Consider the following 16,815-nt stretch of genomic DNA (forward strand, 5'->3'; position numbering starts at 1 on the left):
GGTTTCGCCCGCCCCCCAGGAGGATAGGTTGCTCCTTATTGCCAAGAGAGACTCATGCGGTCGAGGAAATCGGTATGTTCAAAAGGATTCTGGTGGCAGTGGATCGGTCGGAGCTGAGCGAAGGGGTATTTCAAGGGGCTCTGCAGGTGGCAAAAGCCATGCAGGCCGAGATGATGATCCTCCATGTTCTGTCTCAGGAAGAGCCCGGTGCCCCAGAGCCCCCTATGATTCTGGGCATGGATTACAGCTCTGCTCTCAGTGCCGAGCTGTGGCAGTCCTACCGGGAGCAGTGCGCCATTTTCGAGCAAAACCAGATGAACTATCTGCGCTCGCTGGTGGAAAAAGCGACTGAGGAGGGAGTTCGGGCTGAATGCAACCTCAGCTACGGTAGCCCTGGCCGGGTTATCTGCGACTTGGCCCGCTCCTGGAAAGCCGACCTCATCGTGGTGGGTCGCCGTGGCTACTCTGGGCTGAGCGAGCTGTTTTTGGGCAGCGTCAGCAACTACGTGCTCCACCGCGCCCCCTGCTCAGTTCTCACCATCCAGGGGGAGACCCTGAAGAAGGGATCCCAGCCCCAGGCAAACCAGGTGGCTGCCCCGCCCTCCTAGGGCGAAGCGGTGGGAGCAGGCGTTCCTTCCTCTGCCCCTTTCTCCTCCAGAAGACGCTTGACCTCTGTTTCAATGCTGTTGAAGGTGCTAAGGTCAAGCACGGCGATATCGGGCTGGCGGCTGCTGCGAGCGTAGGCCCGCAGGCCAGCAGAGCTTAGGCTCAGGGTCAAGGGCTCCTGCTCCGTCTCAGGCTTGGGTGTAATGTCAAGGGTAAGGTCGGGAGCAGCTAGGGCCTTTTGAGCGTCGGGATCGGTTGCGGGCACGAACTCCTTGGCGCGGGCAGCGTTGAGGCTGGCAAAGAGGGAGCTGAGGTTGACTACCTGGCCGGGCCGTTCTGGGTTTTCCCAGCGCACCTCCAGGGATCCCTTCTCCTGGGGCAGAGGGTTGAGGGTAACTCGCTCCTCCAGCAACTCCAGGGTAACTTGACCTACCTGGTTGGGGTTGAGGCGGGCGAGGCGGTGATCCCGCAGCTCCTCTAGGTCAGCGCGGAGGATGTCGGCAGTGCTGGTGAGGAGGGTAGCCACCGCCGGGTGCTCAGAGGTGATGACGTACACTTGGCCCTCTTTTTCCGAGCCCAAGGCTACGCTCAGGGTTTTGCCGTCCTTAAGCTCAACGGTTAGCTGGGCAGAAGGCTGCTCCAGACCGTAGCGAGCTAGCTCCGCCTTGGTTTCAGCCGGAAACTCCACCGCCTGTAGGCGAGACAAGGTATTGAGCAGACGGTCGACATTGAGGTCATCAGCAGGCAGCACCCGGGGCTTGACGATCTGCCAAGTCTCTTCCTGCCGCTGCAAACGGACAACCTCTGCCTCGGCTAGTTGCACTTGGAGAGACTTCACCGCTGCCCTATCAAAGCTCAGCAGGGTTTTGTCCCGCAAAGCCAAGAGGGAAGGCAGCAGGGATCCCTTTTGGCTGCTGGCAAGAAGCACTACTTTTCCCCCTTCGGGCTGGGCGTAGAAGCCGGAGCCGTCGAAGTTGTCATTGCCGATGGCCAGCCGGTAGGGCTCCCCTTCTTTGGGGAAGAGGGCAATCTGCTGGCGCGGCTGATCCAGGCCAAAAGCAGCTAGATCGTTAGCTTCCTCCAAGGTTAGCTGAGGCGTGAGGCGGGAGAAGGTGTTGAGCAACTGCTCCACCGGGAAGTCCAGCGCCGCTGACTGGATAGGCTGGCGGATGCGCCAACGGGATCCCTTTTCTCCTTCCGGGGTCCGCTCCAGGAGGATAACTTCTGGCTGGCTGTCTTTCTGCTGGCGGATCTCGATGCGGGCAATGGTGTCGGGGGCAAAGTGGAAGAGCCGCGCCCGCTCCGCCTGCTGCTGCTGGCGCAGTTGCTGAAAGCTGTCAAGGAGGAAATACCCCAGAAGAGCAGCCACTGCCAAGCCCAAGAGAATCCAAGTGCTGCGCTTGAACATGCTTGTCCTCCTCCCGCTCTACCGCCTTTGCCACCAGAGCACGGCTCCCGAGCCCAACGCCACCAGCGGCAGCAGCACCGTTGATCCCAGGATCAACCAGCGGAAGTTTTGTTCCGTCAACGTGAGACGGCGGTCGGTAATGGACTTGGGGCGGATGGAGATTTGTTCCGTTCGCTCAGCAAGCCAGTTGAGGGTGTTGAGGAAAAGATCGCGGTTGCCCTGCTGCCGCAAGTTGCCGTTGAGGGCAAAGTTGACATTGCCAACCACCACCAAGCGGGCCTCTGGCGGCGCCTCCTGGGATTCTGACTCCTTCTTCTCGCTATCTAGGCGGCGGGTTAGGGCTACGCCGAGGGTTAGGGGGCCGGGCTTGTCTTGATCTGGCTCAAACTGCAGCGGGCCGCTTTCCAGATTGGGGCTGGTTTCCCCCCAACTCTGGGGGCTGCTGCGCAGCAGAGGGGTAGCTTGGATCCCTTGCCGCTCTTGGGTTTCCACCGAGCGAGCTAGAGGGAAAAGGGTCATCAGCCGCTGGGCAGCTAGCGGGGCAGTGATGGGGTGATCCCCGTAGTCCGTAACCAAGGCTACGGCTGGCCCTGTCCCCAGAAGCTGGCTGATGCTGCTGACCTCCAGGATGAGGTCATCCTTTAGAACCACGCCCCACTCTTGCAGCAAGGGATCCAGGCCGGCATCCACCCGCGGCCCAATCAAGACCAGCAGCCGCCCTCCCTTGGCCAGGTAGTTTTGCAGCTTCTCCACCTCGCCAGGAAACAGAGCCCGCTGCGGCCCCGCCAATACCACTACATCCGCCTCCTCGGGGATCTCGGCCTGGACAAGGTTCAAGGGCTCCACTCGATAGCCCTCCTGCTTGAGAGCGGCCACCGCCTGGGCCAGGGTTGGGGTGCCCTCTCGAGCTTCTAGGCTTACTTCCCCATGTCCCTGGACAAAATAGGCCACCACCTCGCCGCGGTTGACCACCTTGGCCAGCACCGGGGTGAGCTTACTCTCCAACTCAGGGGCGGGTGGCTGGGGCAGTTGCTGGCGGCTGTTTCCAGCTTCCACCACCAGCGTGTTGTTCTGGGTTACCTGCAGCCGCTGGACGGTGAGAGGATCGCGGTTGGGATCGACGAACTCAAACTGGAAGCGGTCGGGGTTGAGGCGGCGGTAGCGCTCCAGCTGTTCCCGCAGGTTGGGATCGGGAGCGGTGGTTACCGCCCAGACTTTAACAGGTTGCGCCAGTCCCTGCACCAGCTGCCGGGTCTGAGGCGACAGGGTAAACAGGCCCTCCTCGGTGAGATCCAGGCGCAGGTCGTAGCGCACCGCCACCACATTCACCAGCACCAGAATGACGGCCATAGCCGTCACCGCCACCAGGATGTTGGCGTTGGTCTGAGTAGAGCGCAGGCCCAGGAAGACGCCGACTTCCCGTTGGTGGGTGAGGCCCCACACCACCACTAGGGCCAGGCCTGCTGCCAGCAGGCTCAGCGGCACAGCCGTCCAGCCCGTGAGGACAGCTCCCACCACCAGCCCAATGGCGATGACGCCCAGCCCAAGGATCCCCGTCCAATCTGCAAGTACCCGCCAATCCTTCATCGGCGCACGCCTCCCAGGACAACTCTAGCCTTGCTGCCAGCGCAGGCTTTCCACCGCTTGCACCGTGGCAAATAACCCCAGCAGGATGATGCTGAGGAAAAGGACGATGCTACTGCTGCTGAGGATCCCTTGGACCCAGTTGCTGTACTGCTGCAGCAGCGAGACATGCCGCAGGGTAGCGGCAATCCACGTGTTTTCCTGGCCCGCTGCAGCGTCGATGACCCAAAGCAGCAGGATGAGCCCAAAGGTGGCCACTGCAGCAATGAGGGTGCTGTCGGTTAGGGAAGAGATGAACAACCCCAAAGCCATGACGCTGCCGGCCAGCAAAGCAAGCCCCACATAGCCCATCAGGGTTAGGCGGTAGTCCACTGCTGGGTTAGAACTGCTCAGCACCAGCACGTGGTAAACCAGCGGCGGCAGCAGCAAGGTAATGAAGAACACCCACACCGCCAGCCACTTGCCCAGGGCCACCTCCAGGTTGGTAATGGGGGAAGTGGCCAGCAGCTCCATGGTGCCCCGCCGCCGCTCTTCGGCATAGGAGCTCATGGTGAAGATGGGCAATAGAAATAAGGAAAGGGTGCCCAGCAGATTGAGAAACTGCTGCGACAGGATGGTGGCAGCATCAAAAGGGTTCTCCTGGCCAAACTGGGCAAACAGATCCACCTGCTGGGAAAAATTGATGACCCGCACCAAGATGTTGACAAAGAAAAACCCTGCCAGCCCCCAAAACACTGCCGCCACCACATAGGCAATGGGGGAGGTGAAGTAGCCGCGCAGCTCTTTGCGGAAAATGGCAACCACGCCGTTCATGCCGCTTCCTCCAACGCGCCTGCTGCTTCCTCTTGGGTGGTGAGCTGCAGGAAAATTTCTTCCAGAGAAGCTTGAGGACGGCCAATCTCGTAGAGGTCGATCCCTGCCTGCACCAGAGCCCTAGCCACCTCTGGGATCCAGCCCTCTGCGGAAGCATTGCTCTTGAGCTGCAGCTGCCAGCGAGGGGGATCCGCGGCCAAGGGCTGTACACTTACCACCTCCACGTGCAGCAGGTTCTGCAGAGCTGCTCGAATGGCCGCTTCCTCGGCTGCCCCCACCACCAGCTTTGCCTGCTGCCGATCCTGCAACTGAGCCGTCAGCTCAGCGGGCGTGCCGACAGCTGCCACCTGGCCGCGGTTGATAATCACCACCCGGTCGCAGGTCATGCTTACCTCCGGCAGGATGTGGGTGGAGAGGATAATGGTGTGCTCTCCTGCCAGGCTTTTGATCAGGTTGCGCACTTCGATAATCTGCTTGGGATCCAGCCCAATGGTGGGCTCGTCGAGGATGATCACCGGCGGGTCGTGCACCAGAGCTTGGGCCAGGCCCACCCGCTGCTTGTACCCCTTGGAGAGCTTGCGGATAAGGGTGTGGCGCCTGTCTTCCAGACTGCAGCGGCGGATGACCTCGTCTACTCGCCTAGGTCGGTCACCGGCACTGACCCGCTTGATCTGGGCCACAAAGTGCAGATAGGCCTCCACCGTCATATCGGGGTAGAGGGGCGGGTTTTCCGGCAAATATCCAATGCGCTGCCGCACCGCCATCGGGTTTTCGTGCACATCAAACCCAGCCACCCGCGCCGTTCCTTCCGTAGCAGGTAGATACCCTGCCAAAATGCGCATCGAGGTGGTCTTGCCGGCGCCGTTGGGCCCCAAAAACCCCATGATCTCGCCGGCATTGACCTGGAAAGAAATATCGCGGATGGCGGTAAAGCGGCCGTAGGTTTTGCTGAGGTGCTCCACTTCAATGGCAGCTCTGGCTACTGGAGCCGTGGGTAAACCGGTCATTGGCGCTTCCTCGCCTAGAGAGTTAGCGGCAGTTGTTGGCCCAGAAGGCCTAAGGCAGACGCCGAGGCCATCTGCAAACTTAGCATAGCGACGCTCAGCAGGAGCACAGGGGATCCCCATCCCCCTTTTGGTGGGGACTCAAGGCGCTAGGGATCCCCACTCCTCCAGCCCCAAGACCCGGCTCTCCCCAGGGCGGGCCGCCACCACCTCCCCAATGGGGAAGGCTTCGGGGAGCAAGGATCTCACCCGATTCTCCTCCTCAGGAGGGATCACCAGCACGTAGCCCACCCCCAAGTTGAAAGTGTTGAACATCTCCAAGGTTTCCACCTGGCCCTGCTCCTGCAGCCAGAGAAACTCCGGCGGAACTTGCCAACTGTGGGGCTCTATCCGCGCCGCCTGGTCAGGAGCCAAACAACGGGGCAGGTTTTCCGGGATGCCGCCGCCGGTGATGTGGGCCATGCCGTGGAGCTTGACCCCTGCTGCTTGGAGTTTCTGCACTGCTTGGACATAGATGCGGGTGGGGGTGAGAAACACCTCTGCCAACGGTCGATCCCAGCCAGGGGGTTGGTAATCCCAAGGCCAGCGCCGCTCGGCCACAATGTGCCGCACCAGGCTAAAGCCGTTGCTGTGGAGGCCGCTGCTGGGCAAGGCCCACAGCCGATCCCCCAACTGCACCCGCGCGGTGTCTAGGATATCTGCCTTGTCCACGATCCCGACACAAAATCCTGCCAGGTCGTACTTTCCAGGCAGGTAAAATCCCGGCATCTCCGCCGTCTCCCCTCCCAGCAGTTGGCATCCGGCTTCCTGGCAGCCCGCTAAGATGCCATCGATGACTTGCCAGAGGGCTTCCGGCTCCAGCTTGCCAGTGGCAATGTAGTCCAGGAAAAACAGCGGCCTGGCTCCCACCGTCAGCACATCGTTGACACACATGGCCACCAGGTCGATGCCGACGCCGCGGTGCTGCCCCCACTGCTGGGCAATCTCCAGCTTAGTCCCCACTCCATCGGCAGTGGCAACCAGCACCGGGGCAAGGTAGCCCTTTGGCAACTCCAACAAGCCGGCAAAGCCGCCAATGCCCCCCAAAAGTCCTGGGGAACCTGCACCAAACCGCTCAACGCGCTCCCGAATCCCTTGGACAAAAGCGCGTCCGCGAGCGATGTCAACCCCTGCTGAGCGGTAGTCCAAGATGCCGAAAGGCCTTGTGATAACTGGGCTTGGGCTTTTGCGCCTGGGCGGGCAAAGCCGTCACCTCAAAAATCCATGGTACATTAACTTCCGTTGTTTTAACCCTCGCGTTGGAAGTTGGACGAGTTGAAGAGGAGCGCGGCCTCATGCGAACTCAAAAATGGCTCGGACAGGGACTGGCTCCTGCCCCCAAGCTGGGCTTGGTTAGCTGTCTCTGTGTCACAGCCTTGAGCTGGCCCATGGGCCTGCTGAGTGAGGCAAGGGCCCAAGCGTCAGCCCGCAGGGGATCCGCCCCCACCCACGCAACAGAGTTACCGCTGGAAAACCCTTCGCTCTCCCCTGCCGCCGATCTGGTCTTTGCTCCCCAGTTCAAGGCTTCCCTTCCCGCAAAACTTGGCACCTTGAACGTGCAGGACTTTTCCCCTCAGGCAAGTTTCTCCCCGCTACCTGAAGAGCCTATCCTCAAGATTGGCGAACAGCGGCAGTCTGCTCTTCAACCCATTGCCACCCTCTACTCCTACGCAATGGACGGGCGGCAGGCAGTGACCGTCTATGTGCGGGACTTGCCCATCGTCACCTTTATCGAGCACCCTCGCTTGGAGCCGCCGCTGCTCCGGGCCAGTTCTCTGGTGGCCCAGCTCAACCAAATGGCGCAGGGATCCTTGAAAGACACCACCATCACCCTAGCTTGGACGGAGTTCCAAGGCCGGGATCCCCTCTATGCCGTTCAGGTCAACGACCAGGAACTGTTGCGCATTGACGAGGGCGTGCTGCTGGTGGATAGCCAACGCCCAGTGGATACCGCCCTTTTGGCCGCCAATCGGCTGCGCCGGCTGTTGCTGGATGCCCCTCCTCTCCCCGCTCCCACCTTGCCGCAGCTTGCCACTCTACCTGCCAGGGCCGCCGCTCGGCCGCCGCAAAGGCCAGCTCAGCAGGATCCCCTTCTCATGGTCGAGCGAGTGCAGGAAGGGATCGCCTCCTGGTACGACCTGCACCCCACTCGGCATGAGATGACGGCAGCCCACCCTACTCTGCCCTTCGGGACCGAGGTGCGGGTAACCAACCTGAAAAATGGCCGCCAGGCAGTGGTGCGCATCAACGATCGCGGCCCCTTTATCCCAGGTCGGATCATCGACCTCTCCTTGCGGGCGGCAGAAGCCCTAGGCATGGTCCGCGCAGGACTTGCCCCAGTGCGCCTGGAAGTGCTACGGCGCCGCTAGTTAGTGGAACATGCTGCTGACAGAGCTATCTTCGTGGATACGCCAGATGGCTTCCCCTAGGACACTGGCCACCGAAAGGATGGTGAGGCCGGGGAACTGCTTCTCTGGGGGAACAGGAATGGTGTTGGTGACAATCACCTCTTCAAAGAGGCCACCCCGTAGGCGCTCAATAGCGGGATCGGAAAAGACGGGATGAATGGCACAGGCGTAAACTGCCTTGGCTCCTGCCTTGCGCAGCAACTTTGCCCCTTCAGAGATAGTGCCCGCCGTGTCGATCATGTCATCCACAAGGATGGCAATCTTGCCCCGCACGTCGCCGATGAGGTTCATGACCTCCACATCGTTGTGGGCCTGGCGGCGCTTGTCAATGATAGCTAGCGGAGCTTCCTTGAGTTTTTTGGCAAAAGCCCGAGCCCGGGCTACGCCGCCCACGTCAGGAGACACAACCACAATGTCTTCCTCCAGCAGGCCCTTTTCCTTGAGGTAGGCCTGAAGAACCGGCTGGGCATAGACGTGGTCAAGGGGGATGTCGAAGTAGCCCTGGATCTGGGCCGAGTGCAGATCCATGGCCAGCACCCGGTGGGCTCCCGCCTGAGTAATCATGTTGGCCACCAGCTTGGCGGTGATGGCTTCCCGCCCTGCAGTCTTGCGGTCGGCGCGGGCGTAGCCGTAGTAGGGCAAAACGGCAGTGATCTGGCGGGCAGAGGCGCGGCGGCAGGCGTCAATGATCACCAACAGCTCCATGAGGTGATCGTTGACTGGGCGGCAGGTGGGTTGGATTAAGTAAACATCAGCGCCGCGAATTGACTCCTGGATTTGAATGTACAGCTCGCCATCGGCAAAGCGCTTGCGCAGGATTGGCCCTAGATCCAAGCCCAAATATCGAGCTACCTCCTGGGCCAGGGCTGGATTGGCACTGCCGGAAAATATCTTCAGTCGGTTGCTCTCAGAAACAGGCGGCAGCGGGGAGGGACGAAGAAAGGGGGCAGAGCGAACCACAGATCGGTGTTGAACTCGTCCGTAGTAGCGCCCGAAGGCATGCTTCGCTATCGTAGCATCAGCTTTTCCCCCCTCAGCAACTAGGTTGAAGTCCCTCTAGGATGGAGAAAGTTTGCAGGGAGGAAAGCCATGCCTTCACTTGCCAATCAGGTGGTGCTGATTACGGGGGCCTCTGCCGGCATTGGGAAGGCCGTCGCCCTGGAAGCAGCCAAACGCGGAGCTTGCCTGGTGCTAGCGGCCCGCCGCGCGAAGCTGCTGCAAGAGGTCAAAACCTTGGTGGAGAAGCACGGAGTAGAGGCGCTGGCAGTGCCCACCGACATGGCCGATACCGCCCAGGTGGAGGCGCTGGCCCAAAAGGCCCTAGAGCACTTTGGCCGAGTGGACATCCTGGTCAACAACGCCGGCTACGGCCAAATGGGGCCCGTGGAAGAGGTGGATGTGGCGGCGATGCGGCGCCAGTTTGAGGTCAATGTGTTTGGCCTGCACGCCCTTACCCGCGCCCTCTTGCCCCAAATGCGGGAACGGGGCAGCGGCCGCATCCTTAACCTCAGCTCCGTGGCTGGCCAGATCTCGATGCCCTTCAGCGGCGTCTACAACGCCACCAAGTTTGCCGTGGAGGCCCTCAGCGATGCCTTGCGGGTGGAAGTAGCTCCCTTTGGCATCAAAGTTATTGTGATCGAGCCGGGGCCGGTGGCCACCGAGTTTAGCCGCGTGGCTGAAGAGACCTTTGCTGCCGTTGTCAATCCCAACGGCCCCTACAAGGCCATCTTGGGCAAAGCTGCCGAGCTGGCCCGCTCTTTTAACAGAATGGCCTGGCCAGTGGAAAAGGTGGTAGAGCCGATCCTACGGGCCATGACCGACCCTCATCCTTCCGACCGCTACACTGCTTTTACAGGCGGCAAGTTGGCTCTGGGGCTGATGCGGCTAATGCCGGCCGCTCTAGCTGACGCTATGTGGCGACGTGTCTATGGCCTCCCTATCTCGGCCCCGGTGCCCGCTAGGGCAAAGGAACCTACTGCCGCCGGGATCCCCTAGCCTCTGTGGGGTTGTGCCTGGTAGGAGCAAGAGGTTAAGTTTGTTAAAGGACTTTTAATGATGGGGTGTCCTTCTTCCTTATGAACAAGCTGCTTTCCCCCCAGCGCTGGTTGATGGCTCTTGTGCTGGGCTTTTGTCTCTGGCAGGGCTTTAGCCTAGATCCTGCTCACGCCGCCTTGGCCTCTGCCCTTACCTACGACCGCTTCTTGCGCTATGTCGAGGAGGGCCGCGTTACCGACGTGCGCCTTCTAGACAACAACCTGGTGGCAGAAGTTACGGCTATCGATCCCCAGACGCAGCACTCCACCCGCTATCGGGTCAACCTACTGCCTACGACTGTGCCGCAACTGGTAGACCGCCTTACTAAGAAGGGGATCGAGGTGACGGTGGTGCCTAGCCGCGATGGCAGCGCCTTCTGGGCCATTCTAGGCAACCTGGTGATTCCCCTGATGCTTCTGGGGGGCCTGTTCTTACTCCTGCGCCGGGCGGGCGGGGGGGTGGGTGGCCCTGGGCAGGCCATCAACTTTGGCAAGTCGCGGGCCCGCTTCCAAATGGAAGCCAAAACTGGCGTTACGTTCGACGACGTAGCCGGGATCGATGAGGCCAAAGAGGAGCTGCAGGAGGTGGTCACCTTCCTGAAGAAGCCGGAGCGCTTCACGGCCGTGGGGGCAAAGATCCCCAAAGGCGTGTTGCTGGTGGGGCCCCCAGGGACGGGGAAGACCCTCTTGGCCAAGGCGATTGCCGGCGAGGCAGGAGTGCCCTTTTTCAGCCTTTCCGGCTCCGAGTTTGTGGAGATGTTCGTCGGCGTGGGGGCCTCGCGGGTGCGAGATCTCTTCAGGAAAGCCAAGGAAAACGCCCCCTGCATCGTCTTCATTGACGAGCTCGACGCCGTAGGTCGGCAGCGGGGAGCTGGCATTGGTGGCGGCAACGACGAGCGCGAGCAAACCCTCAACCAGTTGCTGACGGAAATGGATGGGTTTGAGGGCAACTCGGGTGTCATCGTTATTGCCGCAACCAACCGTCCGGATGTGCTGGATGCGGCTCTCCTGCGGCCTGGACGCTTCGACCGCCAGATCACCGTGGATCGACCCAGCTTTAAGGGCCGCTACGAGATCTTGCGCGTGCATGCCCGCAACAAGAAGCTGGCGGAAGAGGTCAGCCTCGAGGCCATTGCCCGCCGTACCCCTGGTTTTGCCGGCGCTGATCTGGCCAACCTGCTCAACGAGGCGGCCATCCTGGCGGCCCGTCGTCAGCATAAGGCCATCACCAACCAGGACATCGACGACGCCTTCGACCGCATCACCATCGGCCTGACCAAGCCGCCGCTGTTGGACGGGAAGAGCAAGCGCCTAATTGCTTACCACGAGTGCGGCCACGCCCTGTTGATGACCCTCTTGCCCCATGCGGATCCCTTGAACAAAGTAACCATCATCCCTCGTTCTGGGGGTGCCGGCGGTTTTGCCCAGCAACTGCCCAACGAGGAGCAGATTGACTCCGGCATGTACAGCCGCGCCTGGCTGTTGGATCGGGTGGTGGTCGGTTTTGGCGGTCGGGCAGCGGAGGAGATTGTCTTTGGCTACTCGGAAGTGACGACGGGGGCCAGCAACGACCTGCAGCAAAACACCAACCTGGTGCGGCAAATGGTGACCCGCTTTGGGATGTCCGAGTTGGGGCCGCTGATGTGGGATCCACCCAACAACGAAGTCTTTTTGGGCGGCGGCTGGATGAACCGCGTCGAGTACTCCGAAGATGTGGCGGCTAAGATCGATCGGCAGGTGCGGCAAATCCTGGAAAGCTGCTACCAGAAAGCCAAGCAGATCCTGCTCGAGCACCGCGCCCTGCTGGATCGTCTGGCCGACACCTTGGTGGAGCGGGAAACCCTGGATGGGGACGAGTTTCGGGCCATTGTGGCCGAGTACGTTCCCATTCCCGAGAAGATTGGCTTGCCCAGCCCAAAGATAGCCTAGGGATCCCCTCTGACTGCCGAATGGACTAGCTTAAGGGGGTAGTTGTCGGGGTCGTGGCCTGGCAACTGCCCTTTTGAGTCGGGTTCTCTCATGCGCTCTTTTCCGTCTGCTCTGCCAGCTCATCTTTACCGCTGCCTCAGCTGTGGTCAGGAAGGGCTGAGCCTACCGCCAGCGCGGGAGCCAGGATTTGCTGTGGATCGGGTTTACTGTCCTCGCTGTGGCCAGGTTTACCCCATCCTCCCTTCCGGGGCAGTGGATTTTCTAGCCACCTCGCCAGCGCTGTCCCTCACTCCAGCCCAAGCCATTGCCCATCTGCCCGGCTTTGCCTGGGGCTACGACCGCCTCTGGCGGCCCTGGGCCCTGTCGCTGTTGTCGGGGGAAAGCTTTGGCAGCGAGCGAGAAGGCCAATTGCTGGCCGAGCTGGTGGGAGAGGCCGATCCGGTCTTGGACCTAGGCACGGCAGGAGGGTACTGGAGCCGCCTCCTCCTAGCCAGGGATCCGCAGCGGACGGTGATTGGTTTGGACAATGCGGCGGGGGTGCTGGCAGAGGCAGCCCGACAAGCCCAGCCCCAATGGCAGCACTACAGCCTGGTGCGGGCGCGGGCGGAGCAGCTTCCCCTGTCCTCTGGAGCCTTTGGGGCAGTCATTAGCGGCGCCACCTTAAACGAGGTGCCGTTGGATCTCTGTCTGGAGGAAGTGGCTCGCATCTTGCGTCCCGGAGGCGTCCTGGTGTCCATGCACAGTCAGCAGGTTCAGGGGTGGGGGCAGGTGGTGCAGCGCTGGCTGGAGACGACAGGACTCCGCTTTTTCTCTGCCGATGAGCTGCGCCAGCACCTGGAAGCAGCAGGGCTGCAGTTGGAGCGCTATCTCAGTTTTGGCTGGGTGGCTTTTGTGCAGGCGGTACGCCGCTAAGGGATCCACTCCAGGCCAACTCCAAAGCTGGATTCCCGCGCTAGGGTGGAGTGGCGCAGGCTGTAGCGGGCAGCAAGACGAAAGGAAGGGCTGATAGCGTAGGCAGCTGTAAGCTCCGCCAGGGTAACCTGGACTTCTCTTGGCTCCTGAGGGGTCAGCCAGGTGTAGCTGGCGGTTAAGTCGGCAGCTTGGAGAGCTAGGGACAAGACAACGAAGGCCCCATAGCTCACACCCCTGAGGCGGCGGTTCTCTTGTTCCAATTCCAAGGCGCGGTAGCCCAGTTGGGGGGCTAGATTGAAGCGGGATCCCATAGGGGCAAGAAAGTAGCGCACCTCTAAGCCGTACTGGCGGACTACTGGGTTCTCAGAAGATTGGCGATAGTCGCCGCTGAGGGTGAGGCGATCCCCCAAGCGCAAGTCCTGCAAGGCAATTCGCCACGCAGAAGCCGACTCAAAACCCGCCTGCAAACGGGTGGGCAAAGCGGGAGTATTGCGGATTTCTTCCAGGAGATTGGGCGGGCCTTGCAGCCAGCGGCGCAACACGGGGCTATCGATTTGGCCCTCCACCCCCAAAGTATCTCCCTGGGCGGTTGAGGTCAAATTGGCCCAGGCTGGCCACCGGGGCATCAGTCCAGCTCCAAGGAGCAACACACCCAAGCAAAGCCCTCTGCCCACTTCCCCCCTCCCTGCCAGCCCCACCTGGCCGAAAACTATTTGTTTCGGCTGTTGGCCATGATCCGCAGCCGCTGCGACAGGTTTTGCAGTTGCCGCTCAAGTTGCAAATCTTCCCGCTGCAACTGACTAATTTTTTCACAGCTATAGAGAACGGTGGTGTGATCTTTTCCACCAAAGTAGTCGCCAATTTTGGGCAAGCTGAGACGGGTATGTTGGCGCATCAAAAACATGGCAATTTGACGTGCATGACTGACGTCCCGCCTGCGGGAAGATCCCAATAAGCTCTCTCGGTCGATGCCAAATTCCTCACAGACTACATCAACAATCATATCGGGAGTAATTTCCTTGGGTTCGCTGGGAGGGTTGAGGATGGGCCGAATCGTCTCTACACTCATCGGCAAGCCAGAAATGGAGACGTAGGCAACGGCCCGGATGAGGGCACCCTCCAGCTCGCGGATGTTGCTGGTGTAGGTGGTGGCAATATATTCGATGACCTCCGGCGACAAGCTCATCCCCTCATACTCAGCTTTTTTCTTGAGGATGGCCATACGGGTCTCGATGTCGGGCGGCTGAATTTCTGCAATCAAGCCCATTGAAAACCGAGAACAGAGCCGCTCCTGCAGCCGCGGGATTAGATGAGGGGAGCGGTCGGCGGCCAGCACAATCTGCTTGCCCGATTCATGGAGGGTATTAAAGGTGTGAAAAAACTCCTCCTGGGTGTACTCTTTGCCCTCAATAAATTGGATGTCGTCCACCAACAAAATATCCACATCTCGGTACTGCTCCCGAAAAGACTGCATACTGTCTCGCCGGATAGCGTCGATGAGATCGTTGGTAAAGCGCTCGGTGGACACGTAGAAGACCTTAGCCCGGGGATTGGCCTCTAGCTGGTAGTGGCCGATTGCCTGCATCAGGTGAGTTTTGCCTAGCCCTACGCCACCGCAGAGAAACAGAGGGTTGTAGGCCCGCCCCGGCTTGTCAGCCACGGCCAGGGCTGCAGCATGGGCCATGCGGTTGTTGGGGCCGACCACAAACCGCGAGAAGGAATACTTGGGGTTGAGCTCTGGTGCCCGCATAGGTAAGCTGCTGCCCCCCTCCAGCCCCCGAGGAACAGAATCCGGGAAACTGCCGGCGCAGTAGGAGCTTGGCCTCTCAACTGTCGAAGGAGGCTCTTCCGCAGCCAAGGCTTGGGGAGCAACGGAAAACTCTACCTGCAAAGGGATCCCTGCTACCCGCTGCACCACCTCGGTGATGGTAGAGGCATAGTGCTTCTGCAGCCAGCCTCGTGCCCATTCGCTGGGAGTGGAGATGGTGAGGCGGTTGCCCACTAACGACTCAGGCCGTGCTGTTTTGATCCAAGCCTCAAAGGTTGGCCGGCTGAGCTGCACTTGTAGATGGCCCAGAGCCTGATCCCAGAGCTGATCTAGGGAGATATCCACGCCACACACCCAGAGCGACACACCACAAACCCCGAGAGCTAAGCAGGGCCTCCACTCTCGGGATTCCCAATTTAACTGCTTGGCGTGGGGCCTCCAATCTACCCATTTTCCGCTAGGTTTGCTAGCATGGCTTCTCAGTGACTGTCTTTAGGTGAACTGGATTGCCCCCTCGCCAGCCGCGGTGGGCTGTGTTGAAGTTGCGAGTTAGTTTCTCACCATGCCTCAGCGTACCCTTCGTGGCACCAATCGCAGACGCATTCGTGTTTCTGGGTTTCGAGCCAGAATGCGCACCCCAGGTGGGCGGCGAGTCTTGAAGCGGCGGCGGGCCAAGGGGCGTTATCGCCTGGCTGCTTGCTGAGGCACCCAACTCCCCTGCTAGAGGCACAAGCAAGTGTTAACTTGGGGTGGGATCTGGGAGCCGCCACCATGCTACCTGCTCCTTATCGCTTGCGGGATCGGCGGGCATTTCAGGCACTTTACCAGGCAGGTCAGCGGCGTTCCACGGCGGGCTTGACCCTTCTGTTTCAGCCAATGCCGGCAGGAGGTGAAGGGATCCCTAGCCAGGTGGGGTTGGCGGTCAGCAAAAAGGTAGACAAATCGGCGGTACGGCGAAATCGGCTGCGACGTCGCTTGCGGGAGGCCATACGCCTTCTCTGTCCCCAGCTAAAGCCCGGCTATCAGCTGCTGTTTATCCCCAAGCCCAATTTGCTTACCTACAAGTGGCCGGAGCTGCAAGCAGAGGTGCGCTACCTTCTCCAGAAGGCCGATTTACTCGCTAGCCCAGAGGCGAATTCCTAGGGGCGGGCAGGCTGGGCTACTGCTACTGGCTGTCCTAGAGAGCAGAGTAACCCCTTCCAGGAGATTTTGGAATGCCAGCTCTTCGACCTATGCCCGGTGTAAACCGGCGCAGTCGTTGTTGCCGAAAACTATGCTCTGGCTGAAGTCTCAGCCAGGGATCCCAATCCGCTAACACCCGCCGTATTTGCAGGCAATGTTGTCGGTCAACTGCCCAATGGCACTGAAGTGCAGGTCATGGTCGCCGATACCCTGGTGCGATACCTCTATCGGGGTGCAGAGGGATCCCTTGCCGAAGCAGCGCTGGCCCACTTCAACGAGCTTGCCACCAACTGGTTTTGTGCTCTGAGAATGGTGCTTGACAGGCACACAGAAGAGGTGCGCCTCAGGTATTGCAGCAGGGATCCATCCTCAAGCCCGGACAAAGTTTTGCATGGGAGTGTCCAGTTCCTGCCATGACGGTCTTAACACTCAATCTCAGCCCTTTGATGACTCTGACGCGGGAGGATTTTATCCGGCTGTGTGCGGCCAATCCTGAGCTAAAGCTGGAGCGCACCGCCCAGGGAGAGCTGGTGATTATGTCTCCAACCGGAGGTGAAATTGGCAACCTCAACTTTGAAATTGCGGGGGCAGTCTATGTCTGGAACCGCCAATCAGGTCGAGGCAAAGCCTTTGATTCTTCCACGGGGTTTTCTCTGCCCTCAGGCAGCGACCGCTCTCCCGACCTGGCCTGGATCCCGCTGGAAAAGTGGGAGGCTCTGGATCCCCAGACCCGCCGGGGATTCTTGCCCCTGTGTCCTGACTTTGTGGTGGAGATCCTCTCGCCCACCGATTCTTGGGTTCAAGCCCAGGCCAAGATGCAGGAGTACTTGGACAACGGCTGTCGCTTGGGGTGGCTTTTGGATCCCAAGGCCAAGCGGGTGATGATCTACCGGGCAGGACAGGCGCCGGAGCTAGTGGAAGACCCAGAAACCTTGTCGGGAGAAGACGTGCTCCCCGGCTTCACCCTGCCCATCCGCAAAATTTGGTCTGCCGAGAGCTAAGGGATCCGCAAAAGGGGAAACAACTGGTAGTGTCTTAATGGCTTAAAAAACAAGCATTTGGCCCTGCCGACAGGGTGGAGCAGATTGCCCAGGGTTTATCCTATTCACAGCATCTGCAAACAAGGGCA

General features: G+C 60.4%; 17 protein-coding genes. 8 read left to right on the plus strand and 9 right to left on the minus strand.

Annotated features, from left to right (window positions below):
* Positions 1 to 74 precede the first annotated feature (74 nt).
* Entirely contained in the window at positions 75 to 608 is a 534-nt protein-coding gene (locus tag NW812_RS02310) for a universal stress protein (protein ID WP_414393681.1), read from the plus strand.
* Here the strand turns inward: NW812_RS02310 and NW812_RS02315 are convergent.
* From NW812_RS02315 to purM, 5 genes are all read right to left on the minus strand, one after another.
* On the minus strand, positions 605 to 2,014 hold the full coding sequence (locus NW812_RS02315) for a DUF4340 domain-containing protein (protein ID WP_414393684.1): 1,410 nt from the start codon (positions 2,012 to 2,014) through the stop codon (positions 605 to 607). The genes NW812_RS02310 and NW812_RS02315 overlap by 4 nt on opposite strands.
* Before the next feature lie 18 nt (positions 2,015 to 2,032).
* On the minus strand, positions 2,033 to 3,601 hold the full coding sequence (locus NW812_RS02320; protein WP_414393687.1) for a GldG family protein: 1,569 nt from the start codon (positions 3,599 to 3,601) through the stop codon (positions 2,033 to 2,035).
* Positions 3,602 to 3,625: 24 nt separating this feature from the next.
* Positions 3,626 to 4,411 carry an ABC transporter permease gene (locus NW812_RS02325; RefSeq protein WP_414393689.1) on the minus strand — a complete coding sequence of 262 codons (786 nt, stop codon included), beginning with the start codon at positions 4,409 to 4,411 and terminating at the stop codon, positions 3,626 to 3,628.
* Positions 4,408 to 5,418 carry an ABC transporter ATP-binding protein gene (locus NW812_RS02330; RefSeq protein WP_414393691.1) on the minus strand — a complete coding sequence of 337 codons (1,011 nt, stop codon included), beginning with the start codon at positions 5,416 to 5,418 and terminating at the stop codon, positions 4,408 to 4,410. The genes NW812_RS02325 and NW812_RS02330 overlap by 4 nt, the downstream gene beginning before the upstream one ends.
* Before the next feature lie 138 nt (positions 5,419 to 5,556).
* Complete coding sequence (gene purM / locus NW812_RS02335; protein WP_414393693.1) at positions 5,557 to 6,603, minus strand: phosphoribosylformylglycinamidine cyclo-ligase; 1,047 nt, start codon at positions 6,601 to 6,603, stop codon at positions 5,557 to 5,559.
* 239 nt (positions 6,604 to 6,842) lie between these two features.
* On the opposite strand from purM, the gene NW812_RS02340 reads away from it, so the two are divergent.
* Entirely contained in the window at positions 6,843 to 7,823 is a 981-nt protein-coding gene (locus NW812_RS02340) for a septal ring lytic transglycosylase RlpA family protein (protein WP_414393696.1), read from the plus strand.
* On the opposite strand, the gene NW812_RS02345 is transcribed toward NW812_RS02340, so the two are convergent.
* Complete coding sequence (locus NW812_RS02345) at positions 7,824 to 8,822, minus strand: ribose-phosphate pyrophosphokinase (RefSeq protein WP_414393698.1); 999 nt, start codon at positions 8,820 to 8,822, stop codon at positions 7,824 to 7,826.
* Between the two features lie 129 nt (positions 8,823 to 8,951).
* On the opposite strand from NW812_RS02345, the gene NW812_RS02350 reads away from it, so the two are divergent.
* From NW812_RS02350 to NW812_RS02360, 3 genes are all read left to right on the plus strand, one after another.
* The gene (locus NW812_RS02350) at positions 8,952 to 9,857 is read left to right on the plus strand and encodes an SDR family NAD(P)-dependent oxidoreductase (protein WP_414393700.1); all 906 of its coding nucleotides are present in this window, start codon (positions 8,952 to 8,954) and stop codon (positions 9,855 to 9,857) included.
* Between the two features lie 80 nt (positions 9,858 to 9,937).
* The gene (ftsH, locus tag NW812_RS02355) at positions 9,938 to 11,824 is read left to right on the plus strand and encodes an ATP-dependent zinc metalloprotease FtsH (protein ID WP_414393703.1); all 1,887 of its coding nucleotides are present in this window, start codon (positions 9,938 to 9,940) and stop codon (positions 11,822 to 11,824) included.
* Between the two features lie 90 nt (positions 11,825 to 11,914).
* Positions 11,915 to 12,736 carry a class I SAM-dependent methyltransferase gene (locus NW812_RS02360; protein ID WP_414393705.1) on the plus strand — a complete coding sequence of 274 codons (822 nt, stop codon included), beginning with the start codon at positions 11,915 to 11,917 and terminating at the stop codon, positions 12,734 to 12,736.
* Here the strand turns inward: NW812_RS02360 and NW812_RS02365 are convergent.
* Positions 12,733 to 13,362 carry a hypothetical protein gene (locus NW812_RS02365; protein ID WP_414393708.1) on the minus strand — a complete coding sequence of 210 codons (630 nt, stop codon included), beginning with the start codon at positions 13,360 to 13,362 and terminating at the stop codon, positions 12,733 to 12,735. The genes NW812_RS02360 and NW812_RS02365 overlap by 4 nt on opposite strands.
* An 83-nt stretch (positions 13,363 to 13,445) precedes the next feature.
* Positions 13,446 to 14,849 carry a chromosomal replication initiator protein DnaA gene (gene dnaA / locus NW812_RS02370; RefSeq protein WP_414393807.1) on the minus strand — a complete coding sequence of 468 codons (1,404 nt, stop codon included), beginning with the start codon at positions 14,847 to 14,849 and terminating at the stop codon, positions 13,446 to 13,448.
* A gap of 217 nt (positions 14,850 to 15,066) precedes the next feature.
* Here dnaA and rpmH point away from each other — a divergent pair, with 217 nt between their 5' ends.
* On the plus strand, positions 15,067 to 15,207 hold the full coding sequence (gene rpmH, locus NW812_RS02375) for a 50S ribosomal protein L34 (protein ID WP_414393711.1): 141 nt from the start codon (positions 15,067 to 15,069) through the stop codon (positions 15,205 to 15,207).
* A 68-nt stretch (positions 15,208 to 15,275) separates the two neighbouring features.
* The gene (rnpA, locus tag NW812_RS02380; RefSeq protein WP_414393714.1) at positions 15,276 to 15,647 is read left to right on the plus strand and encodes a ribonuclease P protein component; all 372 of its coding nucleotides are present in this window, start codon (positions 15,276 to 15,278) and stop codon (positions 15,645 to 15,647) included.
* 168 nt (positions 15,648 to 15,815) lie between these two features.
* Here rnpA and NW812_RS02385 read toward each other — a convergent pair whose 3' ends face one another.
* Positions 15,816 to 15,956: a hypothetical protein gene (locus NW812_RS02385; protein WP_414393716.1), complete on the minus strand. Its 141-nt coding sequence runs from the start codon at positions 15,954 to 15,956 to the stop codon at positions 15,816 to 15,818.
* Positions 15,957 to 16,099: 143 nt separating this feature from the next.
* Here NW812_RS02385 and NW812_RS02390 point away from each other — a divergent pair, with 143 nt between their 5' ends.
* On the plus strand, positions 16,100 to 16,687 hold the full coding sequence (locus tag NW812_RS02390) for a Uma2 family endonuclease (RefSeq protein ID WP_414393719.1): 588 nt from the start codon (positions 16,100 to 16,102) through the stop codon (positions 16,685 to 16,687).
* The last annotated feature ends 128 nt before the right edge of the window (positions 16,688 to 16,815 follow it).

The organism is Synechococcus sp. O70.2 (genome assembly GCF_047462135.1).
Lineage (GTDB): Bacteria > Cyanobacteriota > Cyanobacteriia > Thermostichales > Thermostichaceae > Thermostichus.